General features: G+C 70.3%; 23 protein-coding genes and 1 pseudogene. 13 read left to right on the top strand and 11 right to left on the bottom strand.

Features of this window, described 5'->3' with window-relative positions:
• Positions 1 to 228 precede the first annotated feature (228 nt).
• The 3 genes from ACFWV8_RS14270 to ACFWV8_RS14260 all read left to right on the top strand — a co-directional run bounded on the left by ACFWV8_RS14270 (position 229) and on the right by ACFWV8_RS14260 (position 5,315).
• Complete coding sequence (locus tag ACFWV8_RS14270; RefSeq protein WP_384200879.1) at positions 229 to 3,246, top strand: family 16 glycoside hydrolase; 3,018 nt, start codon at positions 229 to 231, stop codon at positions 3,244 to 3,246.
• A gap of 150 nt (positions 3,247 to 3,396) precedes the next feature.
• Positions 3,397 to 4,422 carry an SPFH domain-containing protein gene (locus ACFWV8_RS14265; RefSeq protein WP_384200877.1) on the top strand — a complete coding sequence of 342 codons (1,026 nt, stop codon included), beginning with the start codon at positions 3,397 to 3,399 and terminating at the stop codon, positions 4,420 to 4,422.
• Positions 4,419 to 5,315, top strand: coding sequence for a hypothetical protein (locus tag ACFWV8_RS14260; protein WP_384200875.1), 897 nt, complete (start codon positions 4,419 to 4,421; stop codon positions 5,313 to 5,315). Before ACFWV8_RS14265 ends, ACFWV8_RS14260 begins: the two co-directional genes overlap by 4 nt.
• A gap of 58 nt (positions 5,316 to 5,373) precedes the next feature.
• On the opposite strand, the gene ACFWV8_RS14255 is transcribed toward ACFWV8_RS14260, so the two are convergent.
• Positions 5,374 to 7,059: a discoidin domain-containing protein gene (locus ACFWV8_RS14255; RefSeq protein WP_384200873.1), complete on the bottom strand. Its 1,686-nt coding sequence runs from the start codon at positions 7,057 to 7,059 to the stop codon at positions 5,374 to 5,376.
• A 192-nt stretch (positions 7,060 to 7,251) separates the two neighbouring features.
• Positions 7,252 to 7,779 (bottom strand): ClpP family protease, encoded by a 528-nt coding sequence (locus ACFWV8_RS14250; protein WP_384200871.1) that lies wholly within the window; start codon positions 7,777 to 7,779, stop codon positions 7,252 to 7,254.
• A gap of 356 nt (positions 7,780 to 8,135) precedes the next feature.
• Between ACFWV8_RS14250 and fusA the strand changes: the two genes are divergently transcribed.
• Entirely contained in the window at positions 8,136 to 10,250 is a 2,115-nt protein-coding gene (fusA, locus tag ACFWV8_RS14245; RefSeq protein ID WP_384200869.1) for an elongation factor G, read from the top strand.
• Between the two features lie 142 nt (positions 10,251 to 10,392).
• On the opposite strand, the gene ACFWV8_RS14240 is transcribed toward fusA, so the two are convergent.
• The 4 genes from ACFWV8_RS14240 to ACFWV8_RS14225 form a co-directional block, all read right to left on the bottom strand.
• Entirely contained in the window at positions 10,393 to 11,970 is a 1,578-nt protein-coding gene (locus ACFWV8_RS14240; protein ID WP_384200867.1) for an AbgT family transporter, read from the bottom strand.
• A 29-nt stretch (positions 11,971 to 11,999) separates the two neighbouring features.
• Positions 12,000 to 13,028 carry an alpha/beta hydrolase family esterase gene (locus tag ACFWV8_RS14235; RefSeq protein ID WP_384200865.1) on the bottom strand — a complete coding sequence of 343 codons (1,029 nt, stop codon included), beginning with the start codon at positions 13,026 to 13,028 and terminating at the stop codon, positions 12,000 to 12,002.
• A gap of 446 nt (positions 13,029 to 13,474) precedes the next feature.
• Positions 13,475 to 14,260 (bottom strand): creatininase family protein, encoded by a 786-nt coding sequence (locus tag ACFWV8_RS14230; RefSeq protein ID WP_384200863.1) that lies wholly within the window; start codon positions 14,258 to 14,260, stop codon positions 13,475 to 13,477.
• A complete protein-coding gene (locus ACFWV8_RS14225) occupies positions 14,257 to 14,982 on the bottom strand; it encodes a FadR/GntR family transcriptional regulator (RefSeq protein WP_384200861.1) in 726 nt (241 codons plus the stop codon). The genes ACFWV8_RS14230 and ACFWV8_RS14225 overlap by 4 nt, the downstream gene beginning before the upstream one ends.
• A gap of 115 nt (positions 14,983 to 15,097) precedes the next feature.
• Here ACFWV8_RS14225 and ACFWV8_RS14220 point away from each other — a divergent pair, with 115 nt between their 5' ends.
• From ACFWV8_RS14220 to ACFWV8_RS14195, 6 genes are all read left to right on the top strand, one after another.
• Positions 15,098 to 15,400: a DUF1778 domain-containing protein gene (locus ACFWV8_RS14220; RefSeq protein ID WP_384200859.1), complete on the top strand. Its 303-nt coding sequence runs from the start codon at positions 15,098 to 15,100 to the stop codon at positions 15,398 to 15,400.
• A complete protein-coding gene (locus ACFWV8_RS14215) occupies positions 15,397 to 15,783 on the top strand; it encodes a fic family toxin-antitoxin system, toxin component (RefSeq protein WP_384200857.1) in 387 nt (128 codons plus the stop codon). Before ACFWV8_RS14220 ends, ACFWV8_RS14215 begins: the two co-directional genes overlap by 4 nt.
• Positions 15,784 to 15,908: 125 nt before the next feature.
• Positions 15,909 to 16,385, top strand: a complete 477-nt coding sequence (locus tag ACFWV8_RS14210; protein ID WP_384200855.1) for a DUF5709 domain-containing protein — start codon at positions 15,909 to 15,911, stop codon at positions 16,383 to 16,385.
• On the top strand, positions 16,385 to 17,083 hold the full coding sequence (locus tag ACFWV8_RS14205) for a DNA polymerase ligase N-terminal domain-containing protein (protein ID WP_384200853.1): 699 nt from the start codon (positions 16,385 to 16,387) through the stop codon (positions 17,081 to 17,083). The genes ACFWV8_RS14210 and ACFWV8_RS14205 overlap by 1 nt, the downstream gene beginning before the upstream one ends.
• On the top strand, positions 17,076 to 17,441 hold the full coding sequence (locus ACFWV8_RS14200) for an MmcQ/YjbR family DNA-binding protein (protein ID WP_384200851.1): 366 nt from the start codon (positions 17,076 to 17,078) through the stop codon (positions 17,439 to 17,441). The genes ACFWV8_RS14205 and ACFWV8_RS14200 overlap by 8 nt, the downstream gene beginning before the upstream one ends.
• Positions 17,442 to 17,539: 98 nt before the next feature.
• Positions 17,540 to 18,439 carry an alpha/beta fold hydrolase gene (locus ACFWV8_RS14195; protein ID WP_384200849.1) on the top strand — a complete coding sequence of 300 codons (900 nt, stop codon included), beginning with the start codon at positions 17,540 to 17,542 and terminating at the stop codon, positions 18,437 to 18,439.
• Between the two features lie 36 nt (positions 18,440 to 18,475).
• On the opposite strand, the gene ACFWV8_RS14190 is transcribed toward ACFWV8_RS14195, so the two are convergent.
• Positions 18,476 to 19,081 (bottom strand): DJ-1/PfpI family protein, encoded by a 606-nt coding sequence (locus tag ACFWV8_RS14190; protein ID WP_384200847.1) that lies wholly within the window; start codon positions 19,079 to 19,081, stop codon positions 18,476 to 18,478.
• A 55-nt stretch (positions 19,082 to 19,136) separates the two neighbouring features.
• Positions 19,137 to 20,114, bottom strand: coding sequence for a GlxA family transcriptional regulator (locus tag ACFWV8_RS14185; RefSeq protein WP_384200845.1), 978 nt, complete (start codon positions 20,112 to 20,114; stop codon positions 19,137 to 19,139).
• A gap of 142 nt (positions 20,115 to 20,256) precedes the next feature.
• Here ACFWV8_RS14185 and ACFWV8_RS14180 point away from each other — a divergent pair, with 142 nt between their 5' ends.
• On the top strand, positions 20,257 to 21,447 hold the full coding sequence (locus ACFWV8_RS14180) for a S8 family peptidase (RefSeq protein WP_384200843.1): 1,191 nt from the start codon (positions 20,257 to 20,259) through the stop codon (positions 21,445 to 21,447).
• A 196-nt stretch (positions 21,448 to 21,643) separates the two neighbouring features.
• On the top strand, positions 21,644 to 21,988 hold the full coding sequence (locus ACFWV8_RS14175) for a hypothetical protein (protein WP_384200841.1): 345 nt from the start codon (positions 21,644 to 21,646) through the stop codon (positions 21,986 to 21,988).
• A 150-nt stretch (positions 21,989 to 22,138) separates the two neighbouring features.
• Here the strand turns inward: ACFWV8_RS14175 and ACFWV8_RS14170 are convergent, their stop codons facing one another.
• Positions 22,139 to 23,011: an FkbM family methyltransferase gene (locus ACFWV8_RS14170; RefSeq protein ID WP_384200839.1), complete on the bottom strand. Its 873-nt coding sequence runs from the start codon at positions 23,009 to 23,011 to the stop codon at positions 22,139 to 22,141.
• A 263-nt stretch (positions 23,012 to 23,274) separates the two neighbouring features.
• Between ACFWV8_RS14170 and ACFWV8_RS14165 the strand changes: the two genes are divergently transcribed.
• On the top strand, positions 23,275 to 24,162 hold the full coding sequence (locus tag ACFWV8_RS14165) for an LLM class F420-dependent oxidoreductase (protein ID WP_384200837.1): 888 nt from the start codon (positions 23,275 to 23,277) through the stop codon (positions 24,160 to 24,162).
• 109 nt (positions 24,163 to 24,271) lie between these two features.
• Here the strand turns inward: ACFWV8_RS14165 and ACFWV8_RS14160 are convergent, their stop codons facing one another.
• Positions 24,272 to 24,676: a nitroreductase family deazaflavin-dependent oxidoreductase gene (locus ACFWV8_RS14160; RefSeq protein WP_384200835.1), complete on the bottom strand. Its 405-nt coding sequence runs from the start codon at positions 24,674 to 24,676 to the stop codon at positions 24,272 to 24,274.
• A gap of 402 nt (positions 24,677 to 25,078) precedes the next feature.
• Positions 25,079 to 25,474, bottom strand: a pseudogene (locus tag ACFWV8_RS14155) (hypothetical protein); the annotation flags it as partial.
• Positions 25,475 to 25,769 lie beyond the last annotated feature (295 nt).

Genomic DNA, 25,769 nt, shown 5'->3' with positions numbered 1-25,769 from the left:
TATGGACGGTCTCAACAGAAGTCTCTAGTCTTTCGCTCTACGTCGACCGGTGGTGTAGGAGACAGGCCGCCGGTCGAGCCGCTGAACCGACAGAACGCCACGTACGAACCAGCATCCGCATCCGTTGCCAGACCTCCGTATCCGGTTCGAAGGGCTTGCCCCGCGGTGAACTCCGCCCCGGGGCCAGGGTGTTCTTTCTTCCCGGTGCGCGAAGTGCCAGGAGGAAGAATGGATCAAAGACCGGGCCGCCGCCTGCGCAGATCTCTGCTCAGTCTGCTCGCCGTCTCGTTCCTCGCCACCGGCCTCATGACGACCCCGGCCACCGCCGCGGATCCCGTCGCCGCCGATCCCGTCACCCGTGAAGTGCCGCCGCAGGAGCCGGGGGTCACACTGCGCGTGTTCGACGTGCAGGTACCGCTGGACAAGATCTGCGTTCTCAAACCCGGACAGACCCCGAACGTCGACAAGTTGATGCCCACGATCGACTGGTCGTCGACCGCCGACTTCGGCGGCATCGGCGACAACTTCGTGTCGCAGGTCATCGGCAACATCGACGTTCCGCAGGACGGTTCGTACGCCTTCCGGCTGACCAGCGACGACGGTTCGCGGCTGCTGATCGACGATCAGGTCGTCATCGACCACGACGGTCTGCACGGCGCCGAGCCGAAGGACGGCACGGTCACGCTGACGGCCGGTTACCACTCCCTGCGTATCGATCACTTCGACCGCACCGGCGGCCAGAACATCACCCTCGCCTGGCAGCCGCCGGGCGCCTCCGGCTTCACCGTCGTACCCAACTCCGTTCTCAGCACGGACGCCGGTGTCGTCCGCGTGACGGCGCCGGGCCGCAAGGAGTGCGAGGGGGTCAGGGACTCCCCCGGCGACGGGCTGCCCCTGAACGGCGTGCACCCCGGGTACACGCTGACCGACCTCCGGCCGAGCGGGTTCGAGCCGCAGGTCACGGCCATGGACTGGCTGCCCGACGGCCGGCTGGCCGTCACCACCTGGGGCGGGACCGACAACGTGACGGGCGAGGTCTACCTCCTCAGCGACGTCACGGGCAGCACGGGCCCCGACAAGGTCAAGGCCAAGAAGGTGGCCGAGGGCCTCAAGGAGCCCCAGGGCATCAAGTACGTCGACGGTTCGCTGTACGTGTCGCAGAAGAACGAGCTGACGGAGCTCCAGGACACGAACGGGGACGACGTCACCGACACCTACCGGAAGGTCGCCACCTGGCCGTACGGCGGGAACTTCCACGAGTTCGCGTTCGGGCTGCTCTACCAGGACGGCTTCTTCTATCTGAACCTGTCGGTCGCGATCAACCAGGGCGGCGCGACGACGAATCCGCAGCCCGCGAAGAACCGCGGCTCCACGATCAAGGTGAACAAGGAGACGGGCGAGGTCAGTTATATCGCCGGTGGGCTGCGTACCCCCAACGGCATCGGCTGGGGTCCCGAGGGCGACATCTTCGTGACCGACAACCAGGGCGGCTGGCTGCCCTCGTCGAAGCTGGTCCACATCAAGCAGGACCGCTTCTTCAACCACTACACCAACCCGGCCGGGCCGTTCGACGCCAAGCCGGTCACCAAGCCGGTGCTGTGGCTGCCGCAGAACGAGATCGCCAACTCCCCGAGCACACCCCTGCTGTTGAAGGAAGGCCCGTTCGCAGGGCAGATGATCTTCGGCGACGTCACGTACGGCGGCATTCAGCGCGGATATCTGGAGAAGGTCAAGGGCGAGTACCAGGGCGCGGTCTTCCGCATGACCCAGGGGCTGGAAGCCGGTGTCAACCGGATCAGCATGGGCCCGGACGGCGCGATCTACGCCGGCGGTCTGGGCGCCGGCGGCAACTGGGGCCAGGAGGGCAAACTCTCGTACGGGCTCCAGAAGTTGACGCCCAACGGCAAGGACGCCTTCGACATCCTGGCGATGCGGGCGAAGCAGGGCGGCTTCGAGCTGGAGTACACCAAGCCGCTCTCGGCCGAGACCGTCGCCGAACTGGTCGACCGCTACGAGGTCAAGCAGTGGTACTACGCCGCGACGCCGGACTACGGCGGTCCGAAGATCGATGAGGAGACGCTGAAGGTCCAGTCGGCCACGGTGTCCGCCGACGGCAAGAAGGTCACCCTCGCGATCGACGGCCTCAAGTCCAACAGGGTGGTGCACGTACGCTCGCCGCGGCCGTTCAGCGCCGAGGGCGGCGAGACGCTGTGGAGCACCGAAGCCTGGTACACCCTCAACTCGCTGGTCGGTGCGGAGCCGACCAAGACGCTGTACGAGGCGGAGGAGGCGGCGCTGACCGGCGGTGCGCGGGTCGACACCGAGCACGCGGGCCACTCGGGCGGCGGCTTCGTCGACAGCTACGGGACACAGGGCGCCACCACCACGTTCGACGTGAAGACGACCAAGGCGGGCAAGTACGACGTCGGGCTGCGGTACGCCAACGGCCCGAACCCGTTCGTCGGCGACAAGACGATCAGCCTCTATCTCAACGGCCGCAAGATGAAGCAGGTGACCCTGCCCAGTACCGGCAAGTGGGACGGCTGGGCGACGGTGACCGAGACGCTGCCACTGAGCCGCGGGGCCAACACCATCGCGTACCGGTACGACGAGGGCGACACCGGCCATGTCAATCTCGACCTGATCACCGTCCATCCCAAGGACAGCCGCGTCACGCTCTTCAACGGGAAGGACCAGTCGCAGTGGCAGCACACCAACGGCACCGACGTCCGGTGGCCGTTGACCGACGAGGGAGCGATGGAGGTCTGCTGCGGCGACATCCGCACCAAGCAGGCGTTCAAGGACTTCAAGCTGCATGTCGAGTTCCGGGTGCCGAAGCTGCCACCGGACGTGACCGGCCAGGACCGCGGGAACAGCGGCGTCTATCTCCAGGAGCGGTACGAGATCCAGATCCTGGACTCGTTCGGTGTCGAGAAGCTCGCCAACAACGAGGCGGCGGCTATCTACACCAAGAAGGCGGCGGACCACAACGCCTCGACGGCGCCTGAGACTTGGCAGACGTACGAGATCACGTTCCGGGCCGCCCGCTTCGGCGCCGACGGGAAGAAGACGGAGGACGCCCGCGTCAGCGTGGTGTGGAACGGCAAGCTCGTCCACGACAACGTCGCGATCGACGGTCCGACCGGTAACGGCGCGCCGGAGAGCACGGCGACGGGCGCCATCCGGCTCCAGGACCACGGCAACAAGGTGCGTTACCGCAACATCTGGATCGAGCCCCAGGCGTAGGACGTGCTGTAGACGTCCCGTCCCAGGAGGTCCTCTTCCCGCTCCCCCCGGCCGGTCACGGCCGGGGGGAGCGGGCCCGTCCAGCCCTTTCGTCAGGTTGACGATATAGCCTTCGCCTCGATATCGTCATGCCGACGAGAAGAGGTCATCGTGGCTGACATCACCAAGCGTCTCGGCCGGCGCCATCTCCGGTCCGCGCCCACCGCCCATATCCGTCACCACCGGCGGGGCCGGCTCGTCCACGACGGTCCCGGGATCAGCTTCTGGTTCCGGGCGCTGTCCGCCGCACTCTCCGAAGTCCCCGTCAACGACCGCGAGTTGGCGATGGCGTTCCATGCCCGCACCGCCGACTTCCAGGACGTCACCGTCCAGGCCACCGTGACGTACCGGATCAGCGATCCCGCCCTCGCCTCGGCGCGGCTCGACTTCTCCCTCGACCCGGACACGGGCGTCTGGCGCGGCGCCCCGCTCGAACAGATCGCGACCCTGCTCACCGAGACTGCCCAGCAGCACGCGCTCGACGTCCTGGCCCGTACGCCGCTGGCCGCCGCGCTGTCCGACGGAGTCGCCGCCGTACGCGACCGGATCGACGGCGGGCTGGCGGCCGAGCCCCGGCTGCCGGCGACCGGCCTGGAGGTCGTGACGGTACGGGTCGTCGCCGTCCGCCCGGAGGCGGAGGTGGAACGCGCGCTGCGCACGCCCGCGCGCGAGCAGATCCAGCAGGAGGCGGACCGGGCGACGTACGAGCGCCGCGCCGTCGCGGTGCAGCGGGAGCGGGCCATCGCGGAGAACGAACTCGCCAGCCAGATCGAACTGGCCCGCCAGGAGGAGCAGTTGGTCGAGCAGCGCGGCACCAACGCCCGTCGCGAGGCCGAGGAGAGCGCGGCGGCGGATGCCGTGCGTACGGAGGCCGAGGCGGAGCGGCGCGTACGGCTGGCCACCGCCGACGCCGAAGCGGCCCGCAGGACCGGCGAGGCTCGGGCGGCGGCACGGGCCGACTGGCTGCGGGTGCACGGCGAGTCGGACAAGGCGACGCTGCGCGCGCTCGCCGTCGACCGGCTCGCCGCGAATCTGCCCCGGATCGACAGCGTCACGCTCTCCCCCGACGTACTGACCGGTCTGCTGGCCTCACTTGGGCGCCAGGGCGGTCAACGGCAGGGCGAGGAGCGGGGGTGACGCTCGCGCCGCGGGCGGTACTCGTCCATCGCACCACGGAGTACGAGGAGTTGCTCGCCCGGCACGGCACCCACGGTCAGGCCGCCTTCTTCCTCTCCTCCCGTGACCGGGACATCCGTGAGGTCGCCGAGCGGCACCACCGCACGCGGCAGGCGCTCACCGATGTGGCAGCGGCCGTGCCCCACCGATGGCGGCAGAGCCGCGTCGAACGCGCGGACCTCGACCGGTTCCTCTTCGGTCCGGAGGACGTCGTGGTCGTGGTCGGCCAGGACGGGCTGGTCGCGAACGCCGCCAAGTACCTCTCGGGACAACCGGTGTTGGGCATCGACACCGATCCCGGCCGGAACCCCGGCGTGCTGGTCCGCCATCGCGCCCCGGACGCGGCCACGCTCCTGAGGTCCGCCGTCGCCGTACGCGGCGGGGCCGACGAACTCACCATGGTGGAAGCCGTGGCGGACGACAGCCAGCGGCTGCTCGCGCTCAACGAGATCTGCCTCGGTCCCGCGGGCCACCAGACGGTCCGCTACCGGCTGAGCTCCGACGGCCAGGTCCCGGCGCCGGAGGCCCAGGCGTCGTCGGGCGTGCTCGTCGGCACCGGCACCGGCGCCACCGGCTGGCTGCGCTCCCTGTGGCGGGAACGCGGCAGCACGCTCGCACTCCCCGGCCCCGCCGACCGCCGGCTGCTCTGGTTCGTACGGGAGGCCTGGCCATCGCCGACGACCGGAACCTCGCTGGTGGCGGGCGCACTCACGCCGGGCGAACGGCTGTGCCTGACGGTCGAGTCGGACCGTCTGATCGCGTTCGGCGACGGCATGGAGTCGGACGCGCTGACGCTGACCTGGGGCCAGACGGTCCACGTCGGCGTATCGGCGACGACTCTGCGGCTGCTCTGAGGTGTGGGCCCGGACCCGGGATTCCGGGTCCGGGCCGCCGATCAGTCACCTCGGGGATTCACTCCGCGTACACGCTCAGCCCGGACAACTGGCCCGCCGGCCAACCGGTGTTGCCGGTGATCTGCACCCGTACGTATCGGGCGGACGCCGGCGACGCGAGGGTGACCGTCGCCGTGTTCCCGCTCGCCGGGTCGAAGACGCGGGCCGCCGGCGCGCTCAGCGTCGCGAAGCTGGTCCCGTTCGTGGAGCCGAGGACGGACAGCGTCTGGGTGCGTGCGCCCCAGGCGGGGTTCGGCGGCAGCGACAGGACGAGCCTTCGTACCGGCAGGGCGGAGCCGAGGTCGATCTGGATCCACTGCGGGAACGCGTTGTTGGCGCTCTCCCAGTAGCTGTCCGCGTTGCCGTCGACGGCGTTGCCCGGACCGTAGCTCTGCGTCTGGCTGCTCGCGCTCGCGGCCCTGCGCAGGGCCAGGTCGCCCGTCGGCGGGTCGGGGTTCCCGCCGCCGACGACGGGCGGTGTCGGGCGGGTCGGGGTCAGCGCCAGCTGGCCCTTGAGCATCCGGCCCCCGTCTCCGGTGAGCCGCAGGTAGTAGTCCGCCGAGCAGGCCGTGCCGTCCTCGTCCAGCGCCCTGATGCCGGAACCCACCGGGACCTGGGCGGAGGTCTCGGCGGTCTTGGCGATCTGGTTGCCCTCGTTGTACTCGTCGAACATCGAGATGTAGATGCCCTGCACGCCGATCCGGCACATGTTGTAGAACTGCCGCCACATGAAGTCGCCGTGCGCGCGGTGCCCGGACTGGAGGTCGCCGGGCAGGACACAGGGCTGGTAGTCGATCCCGTTGGCGTCGCAGTGGGCCTGGTCGGGTGTGTTGACGTTGGCGTAGAAGTTGTCGGCGCCCGCGATGTCCCCGATCCGGCCGACCATCCAGGGCGAGAGCATGTCGAAGGCGAGGTACACGTCCATGTACCCGGGCCGTGAGTCCTCAATGCCCCTGCGCCAGTGCGTGGGCACGCCGCCCATCACGTAACACCCCTGCGCCTTGAACCAGTTGACGACGTCCAGACAGACGGCGGCCGACCAGGTCTTGTTGGGCTCGTTGAAGCCGAAGCCCCAGATGCCGACCACCGGTTTGCCGTTCTGCCGGGCGTAGGCCGGGGACTCGGTGTTCGCCTTCATCTTGGCGAGCCAGTCGGCCTTCATCTCCGGCTGCATGTTCGTCCAGGCGGTGGCGTCGTACATGATGTAGTACTTGCGCCCGTACTTCTCGGCCGAGCTTCGTACCTTCACCGCCATGTCGTCGCGCGTGGGGCCCTCGCCGCCGTTGGGGTTGAAGCGCTGGAGGGCGGCGGTGTCGATGCCGTGCTGCTGCATCCACGAGAAGTGCGTGTCGACGGTCTGCTGGTCGTACGAGGAGAACAGCGACGCGGGCTGCCCGTTGCCGAGCGCCGGGTAGGCCGTCCGGTAGGTGTGGGTGTAGTCGCGTACGTCGGGCCAGCTCACGATCGCGGTGTTGCCCGGGGACGGGGACTGGCCCCAGTTCTGCGACCAGTGCCACCAGCCGTTGATCGGCGCGCCGTCGCCTGAGCAGGCGAACCAGCCCTGGTAGCCGACGGTGATCTTGCCGACGACGTCTCCGGGCGGGGAGGCGGCCGCCTGTGCGGTCCCGGCCTGGGCGGCCAGACCTGCCGCCGCTCCGGCGCCGGCTATCGCGGACGCGATGACGGTGCGTCTGGAAAGTGCCACGTGGTTCCTCGCAATCGGCTCTGTGTGTGGAGGTGCGGGGAAGTGCGGCATGCGGCGGCATGCGGAGTCGATCGTGCGGTGCGGCACCCCAACGTAGGGACAGGACGGGCAACGGGCAAGACAGAAGGATGGAAATTCTTGACCGTTCAGCGTCATGATCTGAAGACTGAAGAGAAATTCCCACCGCCCGGGTCACCGGCCGCAGGGGGCGCGGTCCACGATGTGGTCGATCAGTCCGTACACCCGGGCCTGCTCGGGCGCGAACTCCCGCTGCGGATCGGCCTTCCAGGCCGCGTGGACGAACTCCGGATCGCGTCCCATGTGCAGAGCCGCGAGTTCCGCGACCCGCTGCCGCGTACTCGCCGGCAGCGCGTCCGAGTGCGCTCCGCCGCCGTCGGCCCGTACCTCCACCATCACCATACGGGCGTCCCGCTCGGCGAACCGTTTGCCCAACGCACCCGCCGTGAGCAGGAACTGGCCCATTCCCGCCGCGAGCCCGACCGCGCAGGTCGCCACGTCGTTGGAGACGTACTCCATCGTGTCGTAGATGGCCAGCCCCGCGCCGAGCGAGCCCCCGGGCGAATCGATGAGCAGCAGGATGTCCGACCGTGCGTCGGCCGCGAGCAACAGCAGCTTCGCCACGACCTCGTTGGCCAGATCGTCGTCCACCGTCCCGTACAGCCGGACGACCCGGGACTCGCGTACTTCCCCGTACTCCACCGATACCCCTGTGTCTCTTGCGAATTGGCCTTTCCAGACTGTCAAAAAGGCGGTGCGCCCGCCGCACCGCTCTCAGTACACTCACCTCGACATCGCGCGCCGCACACACCGTCGCGGCGCGCTCCGTGACCAGTGAGGGGAGACCGGCCGTGCGCTACCGCACCGCTGTTGTCGTTCCCCCGGCACGGTTCGAGGTGATCCTGGTGTCTCCCGGCGCCCGGCGCCGGCTGCGCGGCCGGTCTCGGACGATCTCCGCGACGAACATCTGACGCCCAGGAGCGCTCTCGCGCCCCGCGTTGGTTCGTCCCGGCAATCGCGTCGCCCTTTTCCCTTGATCACCCGAAAGGCCCTGGGCCGTGCGTACCGATCTGCACCGTCAACCCGGTCGACCCACCACCGCACTCACCAACCCGCTCACCGCCGTCCGGAACCTGGGCATCCTCGCCCATGTGGACGCCGGCAAGACCACCGTCACCGAGCGGATCCTCTACCTCACCGGCACCACCCACAAGCGTGGCGAGGTCCATGACGGCACGACCGTCACGGACTTCGACTCCCAGGAGCGCGACCGCGGCATCACCATCTTCGCCGCGGCCGTGAGCTGCGCCTGGGCCGGTCACCGGATCAACCTCATCGACACGCCGGGCCACGTCGACTTCGCCGACGAGGTGGAGCGTTCGCTGCGCGTACTCGACGGCGCCGTCGCGGTGTTCGACGCGGTCGCGGGGGTCGAGCCGCAGAGCGAATCGGTGTGGCGGCAGGCGGACCGGCACGGCGTGCCCCGGATCGCGTTCGTCAACAAGCTGGACCGCGCCGGGGCCGATCTCGACGCGGCCGTCGAGTCGATACGCCGGCGGCTGCATCCGGCGCCGCTGGTGGTGCAGTTGCCGATCGGCAGCGAGGACGGCTTCACCGGTGTGGTGGACCTGCTCCGCATGCGCGCGCATCTCTGGTCGGGCGACGCCACCGACTCCTACGAGGAGGGCCCCGTGCCCGACTCCCTGGTCGCGGAGGCGCTGCGGCGCCGCCGGGTGCTGGAGGAGGCGGTCGCGGAGCTGCATCCTCTCGCGCTGGAGGAGTTCTGCGCGGAATCGACGCTCTCCGCAAGGACGTTGGCCCGCGCGCTGCGTGACCTGACCCGTACCGGCGAGGGTGTTGTGGTGCTGTGCGGTTCGGCGTACCGCAACCGCGGGATCGAACCGCTGCTGGAGGCGGTCGTCGCCTATCTGCCGTCGCCGCTGGACGTACCGGCGGTCCGCGGCACGCTGGGCGGCGAGGAGCAGGAGCGGGCCGCCGACCCGGCGGGGCCGTTCGCGGCGCTGGTGTTCAAGGTCAACTCGACCTCCACGGGCCGGCTGACGTATCTGCGGGTCTATTCGGGAACGGTCGGAAAGGGAGAGGCGGTGCTGGACGTGGGCACGCGGCGTACGGAGCGGATCAGCCGGATCCTGCGGGTCCAGGCCGACCGTCACGCGGAGGTGGACCGGGCGGTCGCCGGGGACATCGTCGCCGTGATCGGGGTGAAGGCCGCCCGCGCGGGTGCCACCCTGTGCCTGCCGTCGGCTCCCCTGGTCCTCGAACCGCCTGCCGTCGCGGATCCGGTGGTCTCCGTCGCCGTCGAGGCGCGCAGACGCACCGACGTCGACCGGCTGGTGACGGCGCTGGTACGGCTGGTCGAGGAGGATCCCTCGCTGGCCGTACGGACCGATTCCGAGACCGGCCAGACGGTGCTGTCGGGAATGGGTGAGCTGCACCTGGAGGTCGCGGTGGAGAAGATCCGCCGCGCCCACGGGCTGGACGTCGGAGTCGGCCGGCCGCGGGTGGCCTACCGGGAGACGGTCGGGCGCGGGGTGTCGGGTCTGGTGTACCGGCACGTCAAACAGGACGGCGGCGCCGGGCAGTTCGCGCATGTCGTCCTCGACACCGAGCCGTTGGAGGCGGCGGCTCCGGACGACCGGGGCGGCTTCGAGTTCCGGTCGGCCGTCGTCGGCGGACGCGTGCCGCAGGAATACGTACGGGCGGTCGAGGCCGGCTGCCGGGACGCGCTCGCCGAGGGGCCGCTCGGCGGTCACCCGGTGACCGGGGTACGGGTCACCCTGACCGACGGGGCGACCCATCCGAAGGACTCGTCGGAGATGGCGTTCCGTACGGCGGGACGGCTCGCGCTCCGCGAGGCACTGCGGGCCGGCACGATGGTGCTGCTGGAACCGGTGGTCGAGGTCACCGTGACCGTCCCCGACGACGCCGTCGGCGGGGTGCTCGGCGACCTGGCGGCCCGGCGCGGCCGGGTCTCGGACTCGACGGCACGGGCGGGTACGGCGGTGGTCACCGCGACGGTGCCGCTGGCCGAACTGTTCGGCTACGCGACGCGGTTGCGCAGCCGCACGCAGGGCCGTGGCACGTTCACGGCCCGCCCGACGGGCTACGCCCCGGCCCCGGCCGCGCCGTCCCAACCGGCCGCGCGCCGCTAGGGCGTGTTTGAGAAGTCCCGTCTGGCCCAGTGGGCGGACGACGCTACTTCTCAAACACGCCCTGGCGCCTGAAAGCGGTGGCCCCGCCCGTATGGTGTACGGGCGGGGCCATCCTGGCGTCCAACGGGATGGGAACCCCCGGTCAGCGCACCGGCGCTCCCGGACCCAGCGGTATGCCGAGCGCCCACCACGCCAGGAACAGCAGCGTCCAGGCCACCGTCATCACGACGGCGAGCGGCAGCGTGTACGAGGCGAGCGTGCCGATGCCCGCGCTCTTCCGGTACCGCTGGAGGAAGCCGAGCGCCATGATGAAGTACGGGCTCATCGGGGTGATGGCCGTGGACCCGGAGTCCGCGATCCGGAACAGCGCCTGCGTCGTCTCCGCCGGCACGCTCACCAGCATCAGCATCGGGACGAGCACCGGCGCAGCCAGTGCCCACATCGCCGAACCGCTGGTCACCATCACGTTCACCAGCGTCAGCAGGAGCAGGATCAGCAGGAAGACCACCACGATCGGCAGTCCGCTGGACTGGAGCGCCTCCGCCGCCCTGACCGCGAGCACATCGCCCAGGTGGGTCCAGTCGAAGTACGCGAGGAACTGGGCGATCGCGAAGAAGAGCACCAGCACGGGCGCCATCTGCTTGATGCCCTCGCCCATCAGCCTCGGTACGTCGGCGGCCTTCTTGATCGAGCCGGAGCGCAGGCCGTAGACGATGCCCACCAGTCCGAAGAGGAAGGCGACGACGGCCGCGATGCCGTCCAGGAAGGGGGATTCCACGATGCTGCCGCCGTCGCCCCGCAGCGGCGATGAGGTCGGCAGCAGCGCCGCCGTCAGGACCACGACGGCCGCGAGCAGCGTGCACACGGCGCGGCGCAGCGCGGAGCGTTCCCGGTCGCTGAGGGTGAGTTGGCCCAGGTCGTCCAGGTCGGCGTCGGGATCGGCGTCCAGGTCGGGCCGCTTGCTGAGCACGTACTTGGTCACCAGCGTGATCACGACGGCGAGCAGGAACGAGGAGGCGATGTTGAAGAACCAGTTGCTCAGCGGCGACACGTACGCGTCGTCCCCGCCGACGATCTGCGCGGCGGCCGTGGTGATGCCCGCGAAGATGGCGTCGTTGGGCGTGGGCAGCGGACTGGCGTCGTACCCGGAGGCGATCGCGGTGTACGCGACCACGATGCCGAGGATCGGCGACCGGCCCACCGCGCGGAAGGCCAGACCGCCGAGCGGCACGAGGATGATGTAGGCGGCGGCGGAGGCGACATGGGCGACCGTGCCCGCGAAGGCCACGGCGAACACGACCCACGAAGCCGGTACGCGCGAGACGCCGACCCGCATCAACGCGGCGAGGAATCCGCTGCGTTCGGCGACGGCCACACCCATAATGACGACGACGATGGTCGCCATGGGCGGGAACGTGGCGAAGTTCTCGATCATCGTCGAGACGGCCATGGCGAGTCCGTCGCCGCTGAGCAGGTTCTGCACGGTGACCGTCTTGTCGTCCGCCGGGGAGACGACGGAGACGTCCGCCGCCGCGAGCACGGCGCTGATGACGGCGAGGATCCCGGACAGGATCCAGAACAGCCAGAAGGGGTGGGGAAGGGCGTTGCCTGCGCGTTCGATGACGCCCATGGCACGGATGATCAGGGGCAGCCGGGGCTCGGCGGTGGTCTCGCCCGGTGTGCCGGGGGTACCTGGTGGTGCGGGGTTCTGAGTACTCATGAGCGGCTCTCCTTACTCGGTTCCCGCTGTCAGCGGCCGGCTGATCTCGGGGTCCGGTGCTGGCGCAGGAACTGCCACATCACCTCGTGCGCCTCGATGGTCTCGGTGACGTAGCCGCCACCGCTGTAGCTGTCGGCGCCGGGCCAGGTGTGCCCGCCGTCCGTGACGGCGACATGGCGCACATCGGCGCCCCGGTCGCAGCCGGTGTAGGTGGTGATCGTGATGTCGGGCTCGATCGTGCGCGTGTGCGGCCGGGTGCGGCAGTCGTTGCGGTCGGCCCACTCGGCGGTCCAGTCCGGGATGGCGGGCAGGCCGCGCTCGGTGTCCCCCGCGTAGGGGATCGTGACGTCGCCCGTGCCGTGGAAGTCGATGACGGGGACGGGCCGCGAGGGGCGGCAGTTCTCGCCGGTCTCGGGGTAGAACGCGCCGGCCACGGGGGCGATGGCGGCGATCCGGTCGGCCATCCGGCAGGCGAGCAGACCGGTGAAGCCCGCACCGTTCGACTTGCCGGTGGCATATACGCGTCGTGAGTCGACGCAGAGGGTGGCCTGCAACTCGTCGATCAGGTCACCGGTGAAGGCGACGTCGTCGACTCCGGCCGCGGCGTACGGCGCGCCCTGCCAGGCCTGCCGGTCGCCGTCGCCGGTCCCGATGACACCGTTGGGGTACGCGACGATCGCGGGCAGGTTCGACAGCCCGGAGAACTCCTCCGTACCGACCCCGGTGTTGCCCCGGCCGTGGAAGGCGAGCACGACGGGCCAGTCACGGCGCGGGGTGTAGTCGGCGGGCAGATGGAGCTGATACGTACGGGAGAGCCCGCCGCTCGCGACGGTGCGCGGTTCGCTGGTGCCCGGCTGCTGCGGCGCGGGCTGCCGGCAGCCCTTGGCCGAGGCGGAGTTCGATGCGGAGGCGGTGGCCGTGGGCGCGGCGGCGGTCGCCGTGACCGGCGCCAACGCCGAGCCGACGAGGGCGAGTCCGGCCGCGGCCACCGAGGTACGGAACAGGGCGCGGGCACGGCCCGGAGTCAGGCGTCGGCCGCCGAACGGGGACTGCTTCATTGCAGGCTCCTTCTGCCGTACGGCGCGGGCGCGCGTACGGCTGGGTGGAATGACGGGGCGGGAAGTGAAGGTGGGGACGGGAGTACGGGGACGGTGACGCGGGGACGGAGGTACGGGAAATCAGCGCGCGGAACCACGCGCGGGGTACGGGGGGGGTGACGGGTGAGGGGCGTGCGCCGCCGGTGGCGGGGGACGGCGCACGCGGGAAGTGGTGGATGCGCGGATGCCGGAGGGGGCTTTCCGGACCTCAGGGTCTGTCGTTTGGATCTTGCCGGGCTCGCGGTCCCTGGCACGCACGCTCTCCCCCGTAGCCCCCAAGGGGGCACACGGGAGGTGCCCCCTCCGCGTTGTCTCCTTCCTCCGCCTTGCGACCGCACGCACCAACGGGACATCAGCCGCTGCCGCAGCGGGCGCTCCCTGATCCGGCCTGATCCAAACGACAGACCCTAGGCGTCCAGCCACTCCTTGACGAAGGACACGATGCGGGACACGGCCGTGTCCACGATCGCCTGCCCCGCGGCGGCGGTGGCCCGGCGCGGGTCGCCGAGCACGCCGATGGAGCTCAGCCGGTCGTAGCTCACCGCGAGCGCGGGGTGGCCGCGCCTGGAGAGCCGGGAGAGCGGATCGAGATCGGCGGTGGCCGTCGATCCGGGTGTGAGCAGGTCGTTGTGCACGAGATGAGGCGCGAGGTACAGCATCTGAGCCGTCTCGGCCTCACCGCTGTGTCCGTGCACCTCGCCGACGCGCATGTCCGCCACGGCCTCGGGCGCCAGCGCGGTGAGCGGCGTCCACGCGAACTCGAGGTCGGGCCGGGTGACGAGCAGATCCTGCGCGACCGTGGACAGGGTGGCGTTGTTGCCGCCGTGGCCGGTCACGACGAGGATCTTCCGCCAGCCGTGCCGGTACAGGCTGTCGACGTACTCCCTTACGACGGCGGCGAACGTCGTCGTGGAGAGCGTCACCGTACCGGCGAACGCCAGATGGTGGGGCGAGACCCCGACCGGCAGGGAGGGGCCGATCACCGCGCGCCCGCCGAGTTCGGCGGCCACCAGGTCGACCACGGACTCCGCGCGGAGGGTGTCCGTCGCCATCGGCATCCCCGGGCCGTGCTGCTCGAAGGCGCCGGCCGGCAGGATCACCACCGGGCTGGACGTCACGGCTTCGGCCGCCTCCAGGGTCGTCATCTCGCCGAGCCGCGCGGAGTGTTGGGGGGAGGACGATACGGAGCTCACAGCCGGCCTCCTTCCGGGAGCGCGAGACCGGCGTCCGGCTCGTCCGCCGGGAAGTCGGCGGTGAGGACCGCGTCCCGGATCGCCGCCAGATGCATGCGGGTCAGCCGCTCGGCCGCCGCCGCGTCTCCGTCGCGGACCGCGTCGAGGATCTCCAGGTGCTCGGCGTGGTCCCGGGCCCGGTCGTTGTACCGGTGCCGGATCTCCACCTGGTCCCTGGCGCGGACCTGGAGCAGGGCCTCGACGGCCTCACGCAGAAGGGAGTTGCCGCTCGCCGCCGCCAGCGCCACATGGAAGTGCACGGACTGCCGCAGCGATTCCTCCGGCGGATGCAGCGCGTTGGAGGCCGCCGACTCCAAGTCCCGTACGGCTTCGGCCATCCGCACGTTCGCCGCCGCGGCTGCGACGGCCGGCTCCAGGACCAGCCGGGCCTCGACCAGTTCCAGCACCGACGAGCGGGTGCTGCGCGGCAGATGGGGGTTGGCCATCAGCCGGCGCCCGATACCCGGGCCCACGTACGTGCCGGAACCGTGCCGGAACTCCACCACACCGGTCGCCTCCAGTCTGCGCAGCGCCTCGCGCACCGTGGGTGTGGTGACGCCGAAGCGGCGGGCGAGGTCACGGGAGGACGCCAGGGCGTCTCCGTGACCAAGGCGTTCCGAGCGGATGATCTCGACGATGTTGTCCGCCAGGCGCTCGGACAACGACAACTCACTGCGACTCATGAAGTGAATAGATCACTTGATCTCTCACGGTGTCAATGCTCGTGACAACGACTTTTGGACGCTTCGATCATTCTCGGCCTGTGGTGGCAGCGGTATCAGTGGTAGCTTCACGGCCATGAGCGAATCCAAGGCCGCGGCCATGAGCCTGCGCTTCCCCGATCCCGGACAGCGGGCCGCGATCGTCGCCGCGGCCAAGGCCGCGGGTGTCAGCCTCCAGGAGTACATCCTGTCGGCCGCGTACGACCGCGCCACCGCCGTGGAGAACACCTTCCTCGAAGGCTTCAAGGCGTCGATGGAGCGCGCCGGCGACGCGTTCGACGCCGAGCCGAGCGCGATCGACCCCACGCCCGAGCAGCGCGCCGCCGACCGGCGGGCCCGGCGGGAACTCGGCGAGCGCGACCGGGGCCACGCCGCGTGAGCGCGAGCGAGCCCGAGCCGAAGATCGATGTGTCCTACCTGCTGCACGCGGCCGAACTGCTGCCCCGCGACCCCCAGGTCGACGACTACGGTCCTCTCCACGCGGGCGTGGCCCGCGTCTACGCACGCGCCATGGACCGGGACATCTACGGCTCCCCGCACCTCAAGGCCGCCGCGCTGCTCCAGACCCTGAGCCGGCTGCCCTGTCTGGAGCACTCCAACGAGGCCTTCGCCTGGCACTCCTGCGAGGCGTTTCTCTCACTGCACGGGCACCGGCTGGAGTACCCCGCGAAGTCGGCGGTCGCTCTGGTGCGCGACGCCGCGTCGGGGACGGTCGGCGTCGCCGGAATCGCGCGCCTGCTGCACGGCTGGACAACCGGCTGACCCGACCCAGCGGACATTTCGGGCGTATTCTGAAGACCTCTCGTCATGTTCCTGGTGGCCCCGATTTCTCACCCTCCAGGTTCCCGAGAGCCCGGCCGGGCACCCGCGCTGGAAAGGATCGAGTCATGGCCGACGAGTCACGAGGCGACGATGTCTACCAGCCCGAGAACTCGGACGTGCAGAACGGCCCCTCCGACGATCTCGATCTGGAGAACGTGATAGACGAACGCGGACTGGACGACATGATGACGGAGGGGTACTCCCCGCCCGAGCGTCCTCTCGGCGTCAACAAGTACGGGGTCACCGGCGACGAGCAGCAGGAGGGCGAGACCCTGGAGCAGCGGCTCGCGCAGGAGGTTCCGGACGTACGGCCGGAGGCGGGCGACGGCGTCGGTGACCTGCCCGGCGGTGAGGGCGAGCCCAGGGACACGGAGACCGGCGAGGAGCGGGCGGGGCGGCTGCAGCCGGTGAACGACATCGCTCCGCGCCGGCATTCGGACGTCTCGGCGCGCGATGTCGGTATCGACGGCGGCGCGGCGACGGCCGAGGAGGCCGCGATGCACATCTCTCCGGACGAGGAGGGCGAGGAGGACGAGAGCTAGTGGCCCGGGACCCGCTGGCGCGCTACCACGGGAAGCGCCGGTTCGACACCACCGACGAGCCGCGCGGCGAGAGCGCGGGCCCCTCCGAGGAGTTGTCCTTCGTCGTCCAGATCCATGACGCGCGCCGTATGCACTTCGACTTCCGGCTGGAGGTGGACGGCGTACTGAAGTCCTGGGCCGTGCCGAGGGGTCCGTCCACCGACCCCGGCGACAAGCGTCTGGCGGTGCCCACCGAGGACCACCCGCTGGAGTACCGGGAGTACGAGGGCGTCATCGCCTCCGGTGAGTACGGGGCGGGCCCGGTCATCGTGTGGGACCATGGGACGTACTCGCCGATGGGCGCCGGGGGCCTGACGGCCTTCGCCGCCGCGCTGGACAGGGGCCATGCCTCGTTCCGGCTGAACGGGCGGAAGCTGCGCGGCGCGTACGCGCTGACCCGCTTCCGTGACGGCAGGGACGGCTCGGGCGAGGCGTGGCTGCTGGTGAAGAAGACCGGTTCCGGCAGTACGCACGGCGTCCGCGCCACCCCCGACCCACGGCGGGCCCGGTCCGCCCGCACCGGCCGGACACTGAGCCAGGTCGTCCGGAGCGCGCGGGACGACGGAGGTACGCGGGACGACCGGGGTACGCGAGGCCGGACGATGCCGGATCATGGGACCAGCCGCGTCCATCGATCCGAAGGCAACGACCATGCTTGACGCAGACCTTGACCACACAGGTCTTGACGCCGACGACGTCCGCCGTATCGCGATGTCCCTGCCGCGCACGGTGGAGAAGGAACTCTGGTCCATCCCCACCTTCCATGTCGCGGGCCGGATGTTCGTCACGGTGCCCGACGACGGGACGTCGTTCGCCGTCCGCTGCCCCAAGTTGGAGCGTACGGAGCTGATCGCGGCGGAGCCCGAGAAGTTCTGGGTCCCGCCGCACGAGGCCAACTCCTCTTGGGTACGGGCCCGGTTGGGCGCGCTGGAGGACGAGACCGAGCTGTACGACATCCTGGTCGACTCCTGGAAGCAGGCCGCCCCGACGGATCTCGCGGAGTCCTTCGGGCGCTGACCGCCGATGAGTTCCGGGGCGCCGACCGGTCGTCACACCGACGGAAGCGACAACACGAGAGCGGCCACGGCCGACACCCGAGAACAGTGGAGCCCCGCATGATTCCGAACGACGCCGGGTCCGGCAGCGACCTTCCCCGGGGCACCGAGCGCCTGGTCGTGGCCAACGGCGTACGCCTGTGCGTCCAGACCTTCGGCGATCCCGCCGACCCGACCGTCCTGCTGATCAGCGGCGCCGCGAGCTCGATGGACGGCTGGGACGAAGGGTTCTGCGCCCGGCTCGCGGCCGGCCGCCGCCATGTCGTGCGCTACGACCAGCGCGACACGGGCCGGTCCGTCGCCTCTCCGCCGGGCGCCCCGGACTACGCCTTCTCGGACCTGATCGCGGACGCCGTCGGTCTGCTGGACACACTGGGCGTGGACCGGGCGCATCTGGTGGGCATCTCCATGGGTGGCGGGGTCGCGCAGTGCCTGGCCTTCGCGCATCCGGAGCGGGTCGCGACGCTCACCCTGGTCTCCACCAGCCCGGCGGGCCCTACCGGATCGGAGCTGCCGCCCCCATCGGAGAGCATGCGCGCGGCGTTCGCCGATCCGGCGCCCGAACCGGACTGGTCGGACCGCGCGGCGGTGATCGCGTATCTGGTCGCGGGCGAGCGGCTCTTCACCGGTCCGGCGCCTTTCGACGAGGAAGCGGTACGGGAGTTGTCGGGCCGGATCGTCGACCGCACCACGGACATCGAGGCGGCCATGAAGAACCACTGGGCGCTCAAGGACGACGAGAACCCCATCACCGTCCGGCCGGCGGAGGTGACCGCGCCCACGCTCGTCCTGCACGGCACCGATGACCCGCTCTTCCCGCTCGGCCACGCGCGGGCGCTGGCCGAGGGGATTCCCGACGCCCGTCTGATCACCCTGGACGGGGTCGGTCATCAGGCGCCTCCGGCGCGTGTGTGGGACACGGTGATTCCCGCCGTGCTGCGCCACACGGACCGGGGCTGACGACCGGCGCGGTCAGTGGCGGGCGCGCCGGTGGGTTCAGTACGCCACCGGCTCGTCGGCCAGATAGGGCGGCGCGGGGTCGTACTGGATGTAGCGGCGGACCGCGCGGGCGTGGTCGCGTCCGTTCAGCCGGCCGACCAGCCACAGGGCCATGTCGATCCCGGCCGAGACGCCCTGACTGGTGACCAGGTTCCCGTCCACGACATAGCGGGCGTCCCGGACGACGGTGACATCGCCGCGGGCCTGGAGGTCGTCCTCGAAGCCGTGATGGGTGGCCACGCGTCGCCCACGGGCGGGACCGGCCTCGTGCAGCAGAAGGGCTCCCGTGCACACGCTGGTGACCCAGTCGGCGGCGCCGGCGGTCCTGCCGATCCATTCGATCAGCGCGGGGTTGTCGACCTCGCGCCGGGTTCCCCGGCCTCCGGGGACGAGCAGCACGTCCAGCCGCGGGCTCTCGGCGAGCGTGTGGTCGGGTACGACCCGCATGCCTTTGCCGCACACGACCGGATCGGGCCCCTCGGCCACCAGGACAGCCGTGTCGGCCTGGTCGCGCAGCATGGAGGAGACGGTGAACACCTCCCAGGGGCCGACGAAGTCCAGTTCCTCGGCGCCGTCGAAGATCAGCAGTCCGTACGTGGTCATGGGCGGTCCTTGCTCGTCATAAGTGATCCTTCGTGGTCAACCGCACCGTCGGGCATCAGGTGTCGGTGTCGCCTTCGGTGGTCCGGAAACGGTTCCGGTAGTCGGTCGGTGTCACGCCGCAGTGGCGGTGGAACGCGCGCCGCAGTGATTCCGAGCTGCCGAGCCCGCAGCGGCGCGCGATCGCGGCCACCGGCTCGTCACCACCGGTCAGTTCCCGCTGGGCGGCCTCCACCCGTACGCGCTCGACGTACTCGCCGGGTCCCACCCCAAGCTCGGCGGTGAACCGGCGCTGGAGGTGACGCGGGCTCAGCCCGGCGCGGGCGGCCAGACCGGCGAGGGTGTGCGGCGAGCCGGGATCGGCGTGGACCGCCGATACGGCGGCCCGGACCGGGTCGGTGGCGGGCTGCGCGGACCACAGCGGCACACTGAACTGCGCCTGGCTGCCTGGCCTGCGCAGGAAAAGCACAAGGTGCTGGGCGACGGTGTGGGCGACCTCGCGGCCGAGGTCGTCCTCGACCAGGGCGAGCGCCAGGTCCATGCCCGCGGTCACCCCGGCGGACGTCCAGACCCGTCCGTCACGCACGAAGATCGGCCTGGTGTCCACGGTTAGCCCGGGATGCTCACGCCGCAGCTGACCGTCGCGGCTCCAGTGGGTGGTGACGCGCCGTCCGTCGAGCAGCCCGGCGGCGGCGAGCAGAAACACCCCGCTGCACACCGAGGTGACCCGGCGGGCGGTGGCGCCCGCCCCGGCGATCCACCCGACGAGGTCGGCGTTCCGCGCCGCCTCGTCGACTCCTCCCCCGCCGGCGAGCACCAAGGTGTCGATCCCGGCGGGATCCAGGTCCGCGATCCCGTGGTCGGCGTGCACCCGCAGTCCGCCGGCCGAACGCACCGGGCCCGCGACGGGGGCCACGATCCGGCAGTCGTAGCCGGGCGCTGCCCGGTCCGCCTGCTGGAACACCTCGAAGGGACCCGAGAGGTCGAGCGACTGGAACCCCTCGAAGATCACGAAAACAACTCGTCTGTGCTGCACACCGTCCAGCCTGCGCGTCCGCCGATCGTGTCGTCAACGACGTACCGCCCACACATCACGCCATGGACCGGGCCCATCTGGTCGGGTGAACGGCCCGCCAGCCTGCGGATCAAAGTAATTTGATCATGTTTGAGTACTTTTCATGAGAAATCGCCTGAAACTCAGCATGTTCCTCGTCGCCACAAGCGCGGTGGTGGTGGCCGCCGGTCCGCTCCCCACCACGGTCCAGCCGGCCTCCGCCGAGACCCACTCCGCGCCGCTGCACCGCTCGGCCGCGCCGCTTCTCAACCGTTACATCGTCTCCGTCGACACCGCCTTCGACGCGAGCAAACTGCTCAACAGGGCAGGGGTGAAGCCCCTGTTCACGTACACGAGCGTGCTGCGCGGATTCGCCGCCGAGCTGACGCCCACCCAGCTCAAGACCATCCGGGCGACTCCCGGCGTCACCGCCGTTGAGGAGGACTCCGAGATCGAGGCGCTGGAGACCGCTCCGGCGAAGAGCCTGGTGCCCGCCTCGTCCTGGGGGCTGGACCGGATCGACCAGCAGGAACTGCCGCTGGACGGCCGGTACGACGCGAAGAGCACCGGCAAGGGTGTCACCGCATATGTCATCGACACGGGCATCGACTTCGGCCACGAGGAGTTCGAAGGGCGCGCCAAGCCCGGTTACGACGCCATCGGCGACGGCCGGCAGGGCAAGGACTGCCAGGGCCACGGCACACATGTGGCGGGCACGGTCGCCGGCCGTACGTACGGTGTGGCTCCCGAGGCCGATCTGGTCAGCGTCCGGGTCCTGGACTGCAAGGGCAAGGGCACCTGGTCGGGGATCCTCGCCGGCCTCGACTGGGTCGCCGCCAACGCCAAGCAGCCGGCCGTGCTCAACGGTTCGCTCGGCGGCCCGAAGTCGGTCGCGGTGAACGACGCGGCGACGGCGCTCTCGCGGCAGGGCGTCCTGCCGGTCCTCGCGGCGGGCAACGACGGGGTGGACGCCTGCTCCGTCTCACCGGCCTCCGCGGAGGGTGTCGTGACGGTCGGCTCGACCGACCGGAGCGACAAGCAGTCCAGCTTCTCCAACCACGGGAAGTGCCTGTCGCTGTACGCGCCGGGGGCCGCCATCGTGTCCGCCAAGCTGGGCGGCGGCGACGTCTCGCTGAACGGTACGTCGATGGCCTCGCCGCATGTCGCGGGTGTCGCGGCGCTCTACATGGCGGAGCACCCGGACGCGAGTCCGGAGGACCTGGCGGAGTGGCTGGGCGGTTCGGCCACCGAGAACAGGCTGTCGGCCGTGACCCAGGGCTCGCCGAACCGGCTTCTGTTCACCGACGGGCTCTGACAGAGGGGCTCCGACGGGCAGGAAGTCGGGCCGATGATCGGGTGAGCGACCGGCCCGGGACCCACATGGCTCACGAAGAATCGTTTCTGCACCCCGCCGTTGGGAGGACGAACCGGGATGTTCGGAGAACATCCGCACAGGCCGGGACAGTCTTTCGGCGACCCGTTCCACCCCCACCGCACCAATGGAGTGTCCTGTGCGACTTCGTACCAGTGTGGCTGCCGCCGTCGGCGCCCTCGCCCTTGTCATCGCCCTTCCGGCCTCGGCCGGCGCGGCCCAGGGTGACTTCACCTACCAGCACGGCACCGAGGCCGGCGTCTCCGAGACCTCGGCCCTGACGGACCCGCAGAGCGGCGAGTGCATCACGCTGCCCGAGGTCGAGAACGAGACGTCGGAGCCGGCGCACAGCCCCCGCAACAACACGGACGCCACGGCGATCGTCTTCGAGGGCGCCGAGTGCGAAGGCCCCCAGTTCACCCTTCGGCCGGGCGGCGGCCACGCCTCCGAGCGGCTGCTGGTCCGTTCGGTCGTCTTCAGCTGACCACCGGCCGACCGACCGGACAACTGAACCGGCGGACCCGGCAGGCCGACCGGGCCGACCGGATCCGCCAACCAGCCGCCCCGGCACGAGCGTCACCGCCCGTGCCGGGGCGGCGCCATGTCCGGCGGGTGCGGCGGGCGGAGAGGCGGGTCAGGAGTACTCCCGCTCCCTCGGCGCGAAGATCAGGTTGCGGCTCTTCTCCGGGCGGTCCCCGGTGATGGGGACGAGCCGGCCGTCCGCCTCCGAGATCCAGCGGAAGGTGTAGTCGAGACCTTCGAAGGGCTCGGTGAGCTTGCCGAGCAAAGTCTTGTGCAGGGCTTCGAGAATGATGACCGGGCGGTCGCGCTTGATGACGCCCCGCGCTCCGGCGAGGACGCTCGGCTCATGGCCCTCGACGTCGATCTTGATCAGGTCGACCCGGGTGTCGCCCACGGTCTCGTCCACGGTGAGCAGATGGACGCGAGTGGTGAACGCGCTGGCCGGCGGCTTGGTGAAGTCCTCCAGCGACGAGCCGGTGGAGAGCAGGTTCGACAGCGGGAAGCGGATGTTGATGTCCGCGGTGCCGCCGTGGGCCGAGACGCCGTTCTGGTGCAGCACCAGGTTCTTGAGGTTGTTCGCCCGGTGGTTGACAGCCAGCCTCGCGTGGATCGGCGGCACCGGCTCGAACGCGTGCACCGTGGCCTTGGGGGCGGAGAGCGCCGCGATCATGGCGTAGTAACCGACGTGCGCGCCGACGTCCAGGATCGTACGGCTGGTGGCGGCGAGCCGGCTCCAGTGGCGCAGGCTCGACGACTCGTAACCGAAGCGGCCGTTCCAGACGGTGTCGAGGGCGACGGCCTCGTCGTTCGCGCAGAACATGACGAACGGCGGACAGTGCTCGGAGTCGATCTCGACCCAGCCGTGGTGCGGGAAGCCCTTGCGGTGCTTGGTGAGGATGTCGGAGGTGGTGACGGGCCTCACCCGCGCCGCCTCCTGCGCCGTCCGCCCGTTCGCCTCCTCCAGATCGCGAATCCGAGTGCCCACTCGCGCACCGGCCGGCCGGCCCGGCCGCGGCCTCCCGGTGCTCGCGCCTGATGAGAACTTACGGAGGATCTTCACGGGGCTCCTATATGTCGTTCAGCCGGCCGGGGGGTAGGGCGATGTTGTCGACACCGAGTGAGCGGCGGATGTTGGTTTGATGAACGGGCGGGGAACCATCCCGTCACGACGGAGGGGCCCGCCGGCGGCGGGAGAGCGCGGTGGCGGGGCGGCGGGGCACCCGAGAGCCGCTGAGTTACGTTTTCGGTATGCCCTCTGTGAATCACGCACGTTTCGGCAGGATCGGTATCTGGAGTTCGGCCCTGCACCCCTCCGACCCCGACGGCCTCGCCGCCGTCCCGGCGGCCGTAGCCGAGCTCGACGCGCTCGGCTACGGAACGATCTGGATGGGCGGCAGCCCGTCGCTGGACCAGGTCGCTCCCGTCGTCGAAGCGACCCGGCACATCACCGTCGCGACCGGCATCCTCAGTATCTGGGAACACCGCGCCCAGGCCGTCGCCGAGCAGTCGGCGCGGCTCCAGCAGGACGCCGCGGGCCGCTTCGTCCTCGGTCTCGGCGTCAGCCACAGCAGTCTCACCCCCAACTACGCGCGGCCCTATTCGGCCATGGTCGAGTACCTCGACGCACTCGACGCCGCGGCGGCCCCCGTCCCCGCGTCGGGGCGGGTACTCGCCGCGCTCGGCCCGAAGATGCTGAAGCTCGCCGCCGGGCGGGCGGCGGGCGCGCACCCCTATCTCGTCACCGCGGAGCACACGGCGGAGGCCCGCGCAGCGCTGGGTCCGGACGCTCTGCTCGCGCCGGAACTCACCGTCGTACTCGACACGGACATCGACGCGGCCCGCGGCGTCGCGCGGGGGATGCTGTCGATGTATCTCCAGCTGCCCAACTACACCAACAACCTGCTCCGGCTCGGCTTCACCGAGGGCGACCTCGCGGACGGCGGCAGCGACCGGCTCCTGGCCGCGCTCTTCGCGCTGGGCGATGCCGATACGGTGCGTGCGCGGGTCGAGGAGTACGAGAACGCGGGCGCCGACCATCTGGCGCTTCAGGTGCTGGCCGGCGACCGGAGCAAGCATCTGCCGCTCGCCGAGTGGCGCACGCTGGCCGAGGCGCTTGAGCTGACACCACGGAGCTGACGGGGCGGCCGTCACAGACGAACGCCCGCCCGCGGTGCGGGCGGGCGGCTTCACGGAAGCGAAGAACGCGCCGGCTGCCATCGGCGGCCGGCGCGCACGGCCGGACAGGTCAGACGCGTTCCAGGACGACCACGGGGATCTCCCGGTCCGTCTTGGTCTCGTACTCGTCGTACGCGGGCCAGACCTCGGCCATCCGGCGCCACAGCTCCGGCCGCTCCTCGGCGGTCGCGGTGCGCGCGCGAGCGATGAAGCGGTCGCCCTTCACCTGTACCCGGACCTCGGGGTCGGCCTGGATGTTGCGGTACCACTGCGGATCCAGGTCGGCGCCGCCGTGGGAGGCGACGACCATCACGTCGTCACCGTGGTCACGGTAGATGAGGGGGGTACTGCGCTGCTCGCCGCTCTTGCGGCCGGTGGTGGTGAGGATCAGCGTGGTCGTGCCGTTCTCCCAGATGTGTCCCACCTCGCCGTCCGTCTCCTGGTAGCGCTTCACATGCTCTTTGCCGAACAGCATCTGCCGTCTCCTTCCGAGGATCGCCTCGCCCGTGGCATCCCGCGTGGGGAGGGCCCCGGGCCCGTGCGAATCCGACCGTAGCAACGGCCGCGCGAGAGCGGCCGTTGTGCGGCGCGCGCCGCGCGCCACGTGTTCCGAGACGGGGAACGACGGCGCGGAAGAAGTTATTCCGAGACGCCCGTCCCGCGATTAGCGGGGCAGCCTGCCCAGTCGCAACGTGTCGGCGAAGGAGTCGTCGGACCTGCGCCATTTCCCGGCACCTTCCGATGGCTTTACATATGCGTACGCGTAACGGTACTCACTCTCCTGCGCGCGCCCGTACTCGTACTCCTGCTCACCGGCAACGGAAGTCCGCCGGTACGCGACGTCGTCGGCGTACGCGTCCTGGATTTCCGTCTCGTCGATCAGCGAGGGGCCGGCACGGTCCATCCGAAGCGCGTCAACGGATTCCGCGAGCAGTTCGTATTCCGTGGTTTCGTCGCGTGTGGCCACTCGAATGAGATGTCCCGCCGCCAGATGTTCCGCGACCCGGTCCTGATGGGCCCGATTGTCGCGCCAGGCCCGCAACATCTGTGGTACGTCAGGGACGTTGTCCGCCAGCGGGGCGAGTGCCTCGGCGGGAAAATTGTCGTTGTCGGGGCTCGGATCGAGACGTTCCGCAATCCATGTCGCCCGGTCCCGTAACCACCACAGTGCAAGTGACAGAGTGGGTGCGCGATACGTTCCCAGGGGTACGCCTATACGCTGACCGCCACTGACTCCGTAGGCGGTGACATGGCACAGGAATTCATCATGCACGGCCGCTCTCCTCGCGCCGTTCATTGGTGGCCCGGTGGCCTGGGACATATTGCAGGATACTGACGGTGCACGGCGGCAAGGGCGATTCCCGGAGAGCAGAATAAATTGATCTTTGGGAGCGCCCCAACGTATTATTATGTAGTTCGCAGACTCACTGTCACGGCATCATTCTGGCCAGATTTCATGTGCGCCAATCCCTCTTCATGGCCGAATTTCGGTTCGACCACGGGAGTCGGGCCGCGCGGGGCGGATACCGCGATCGTTCCCAACTGCCTTGCACGGCACCGACCTTGAC

Source organism: Streptomyces sp. NPDC058665 (assembly GCF_042714995.1).
Lineage (GTDB): Bacteria > Actinomycetota > Actinomycetes > Streptomycetales > Streptomycetaceae > Streptomyces.
This window is presented reverse-complemented; position numbering and strand designations above follow the sequence as displayed.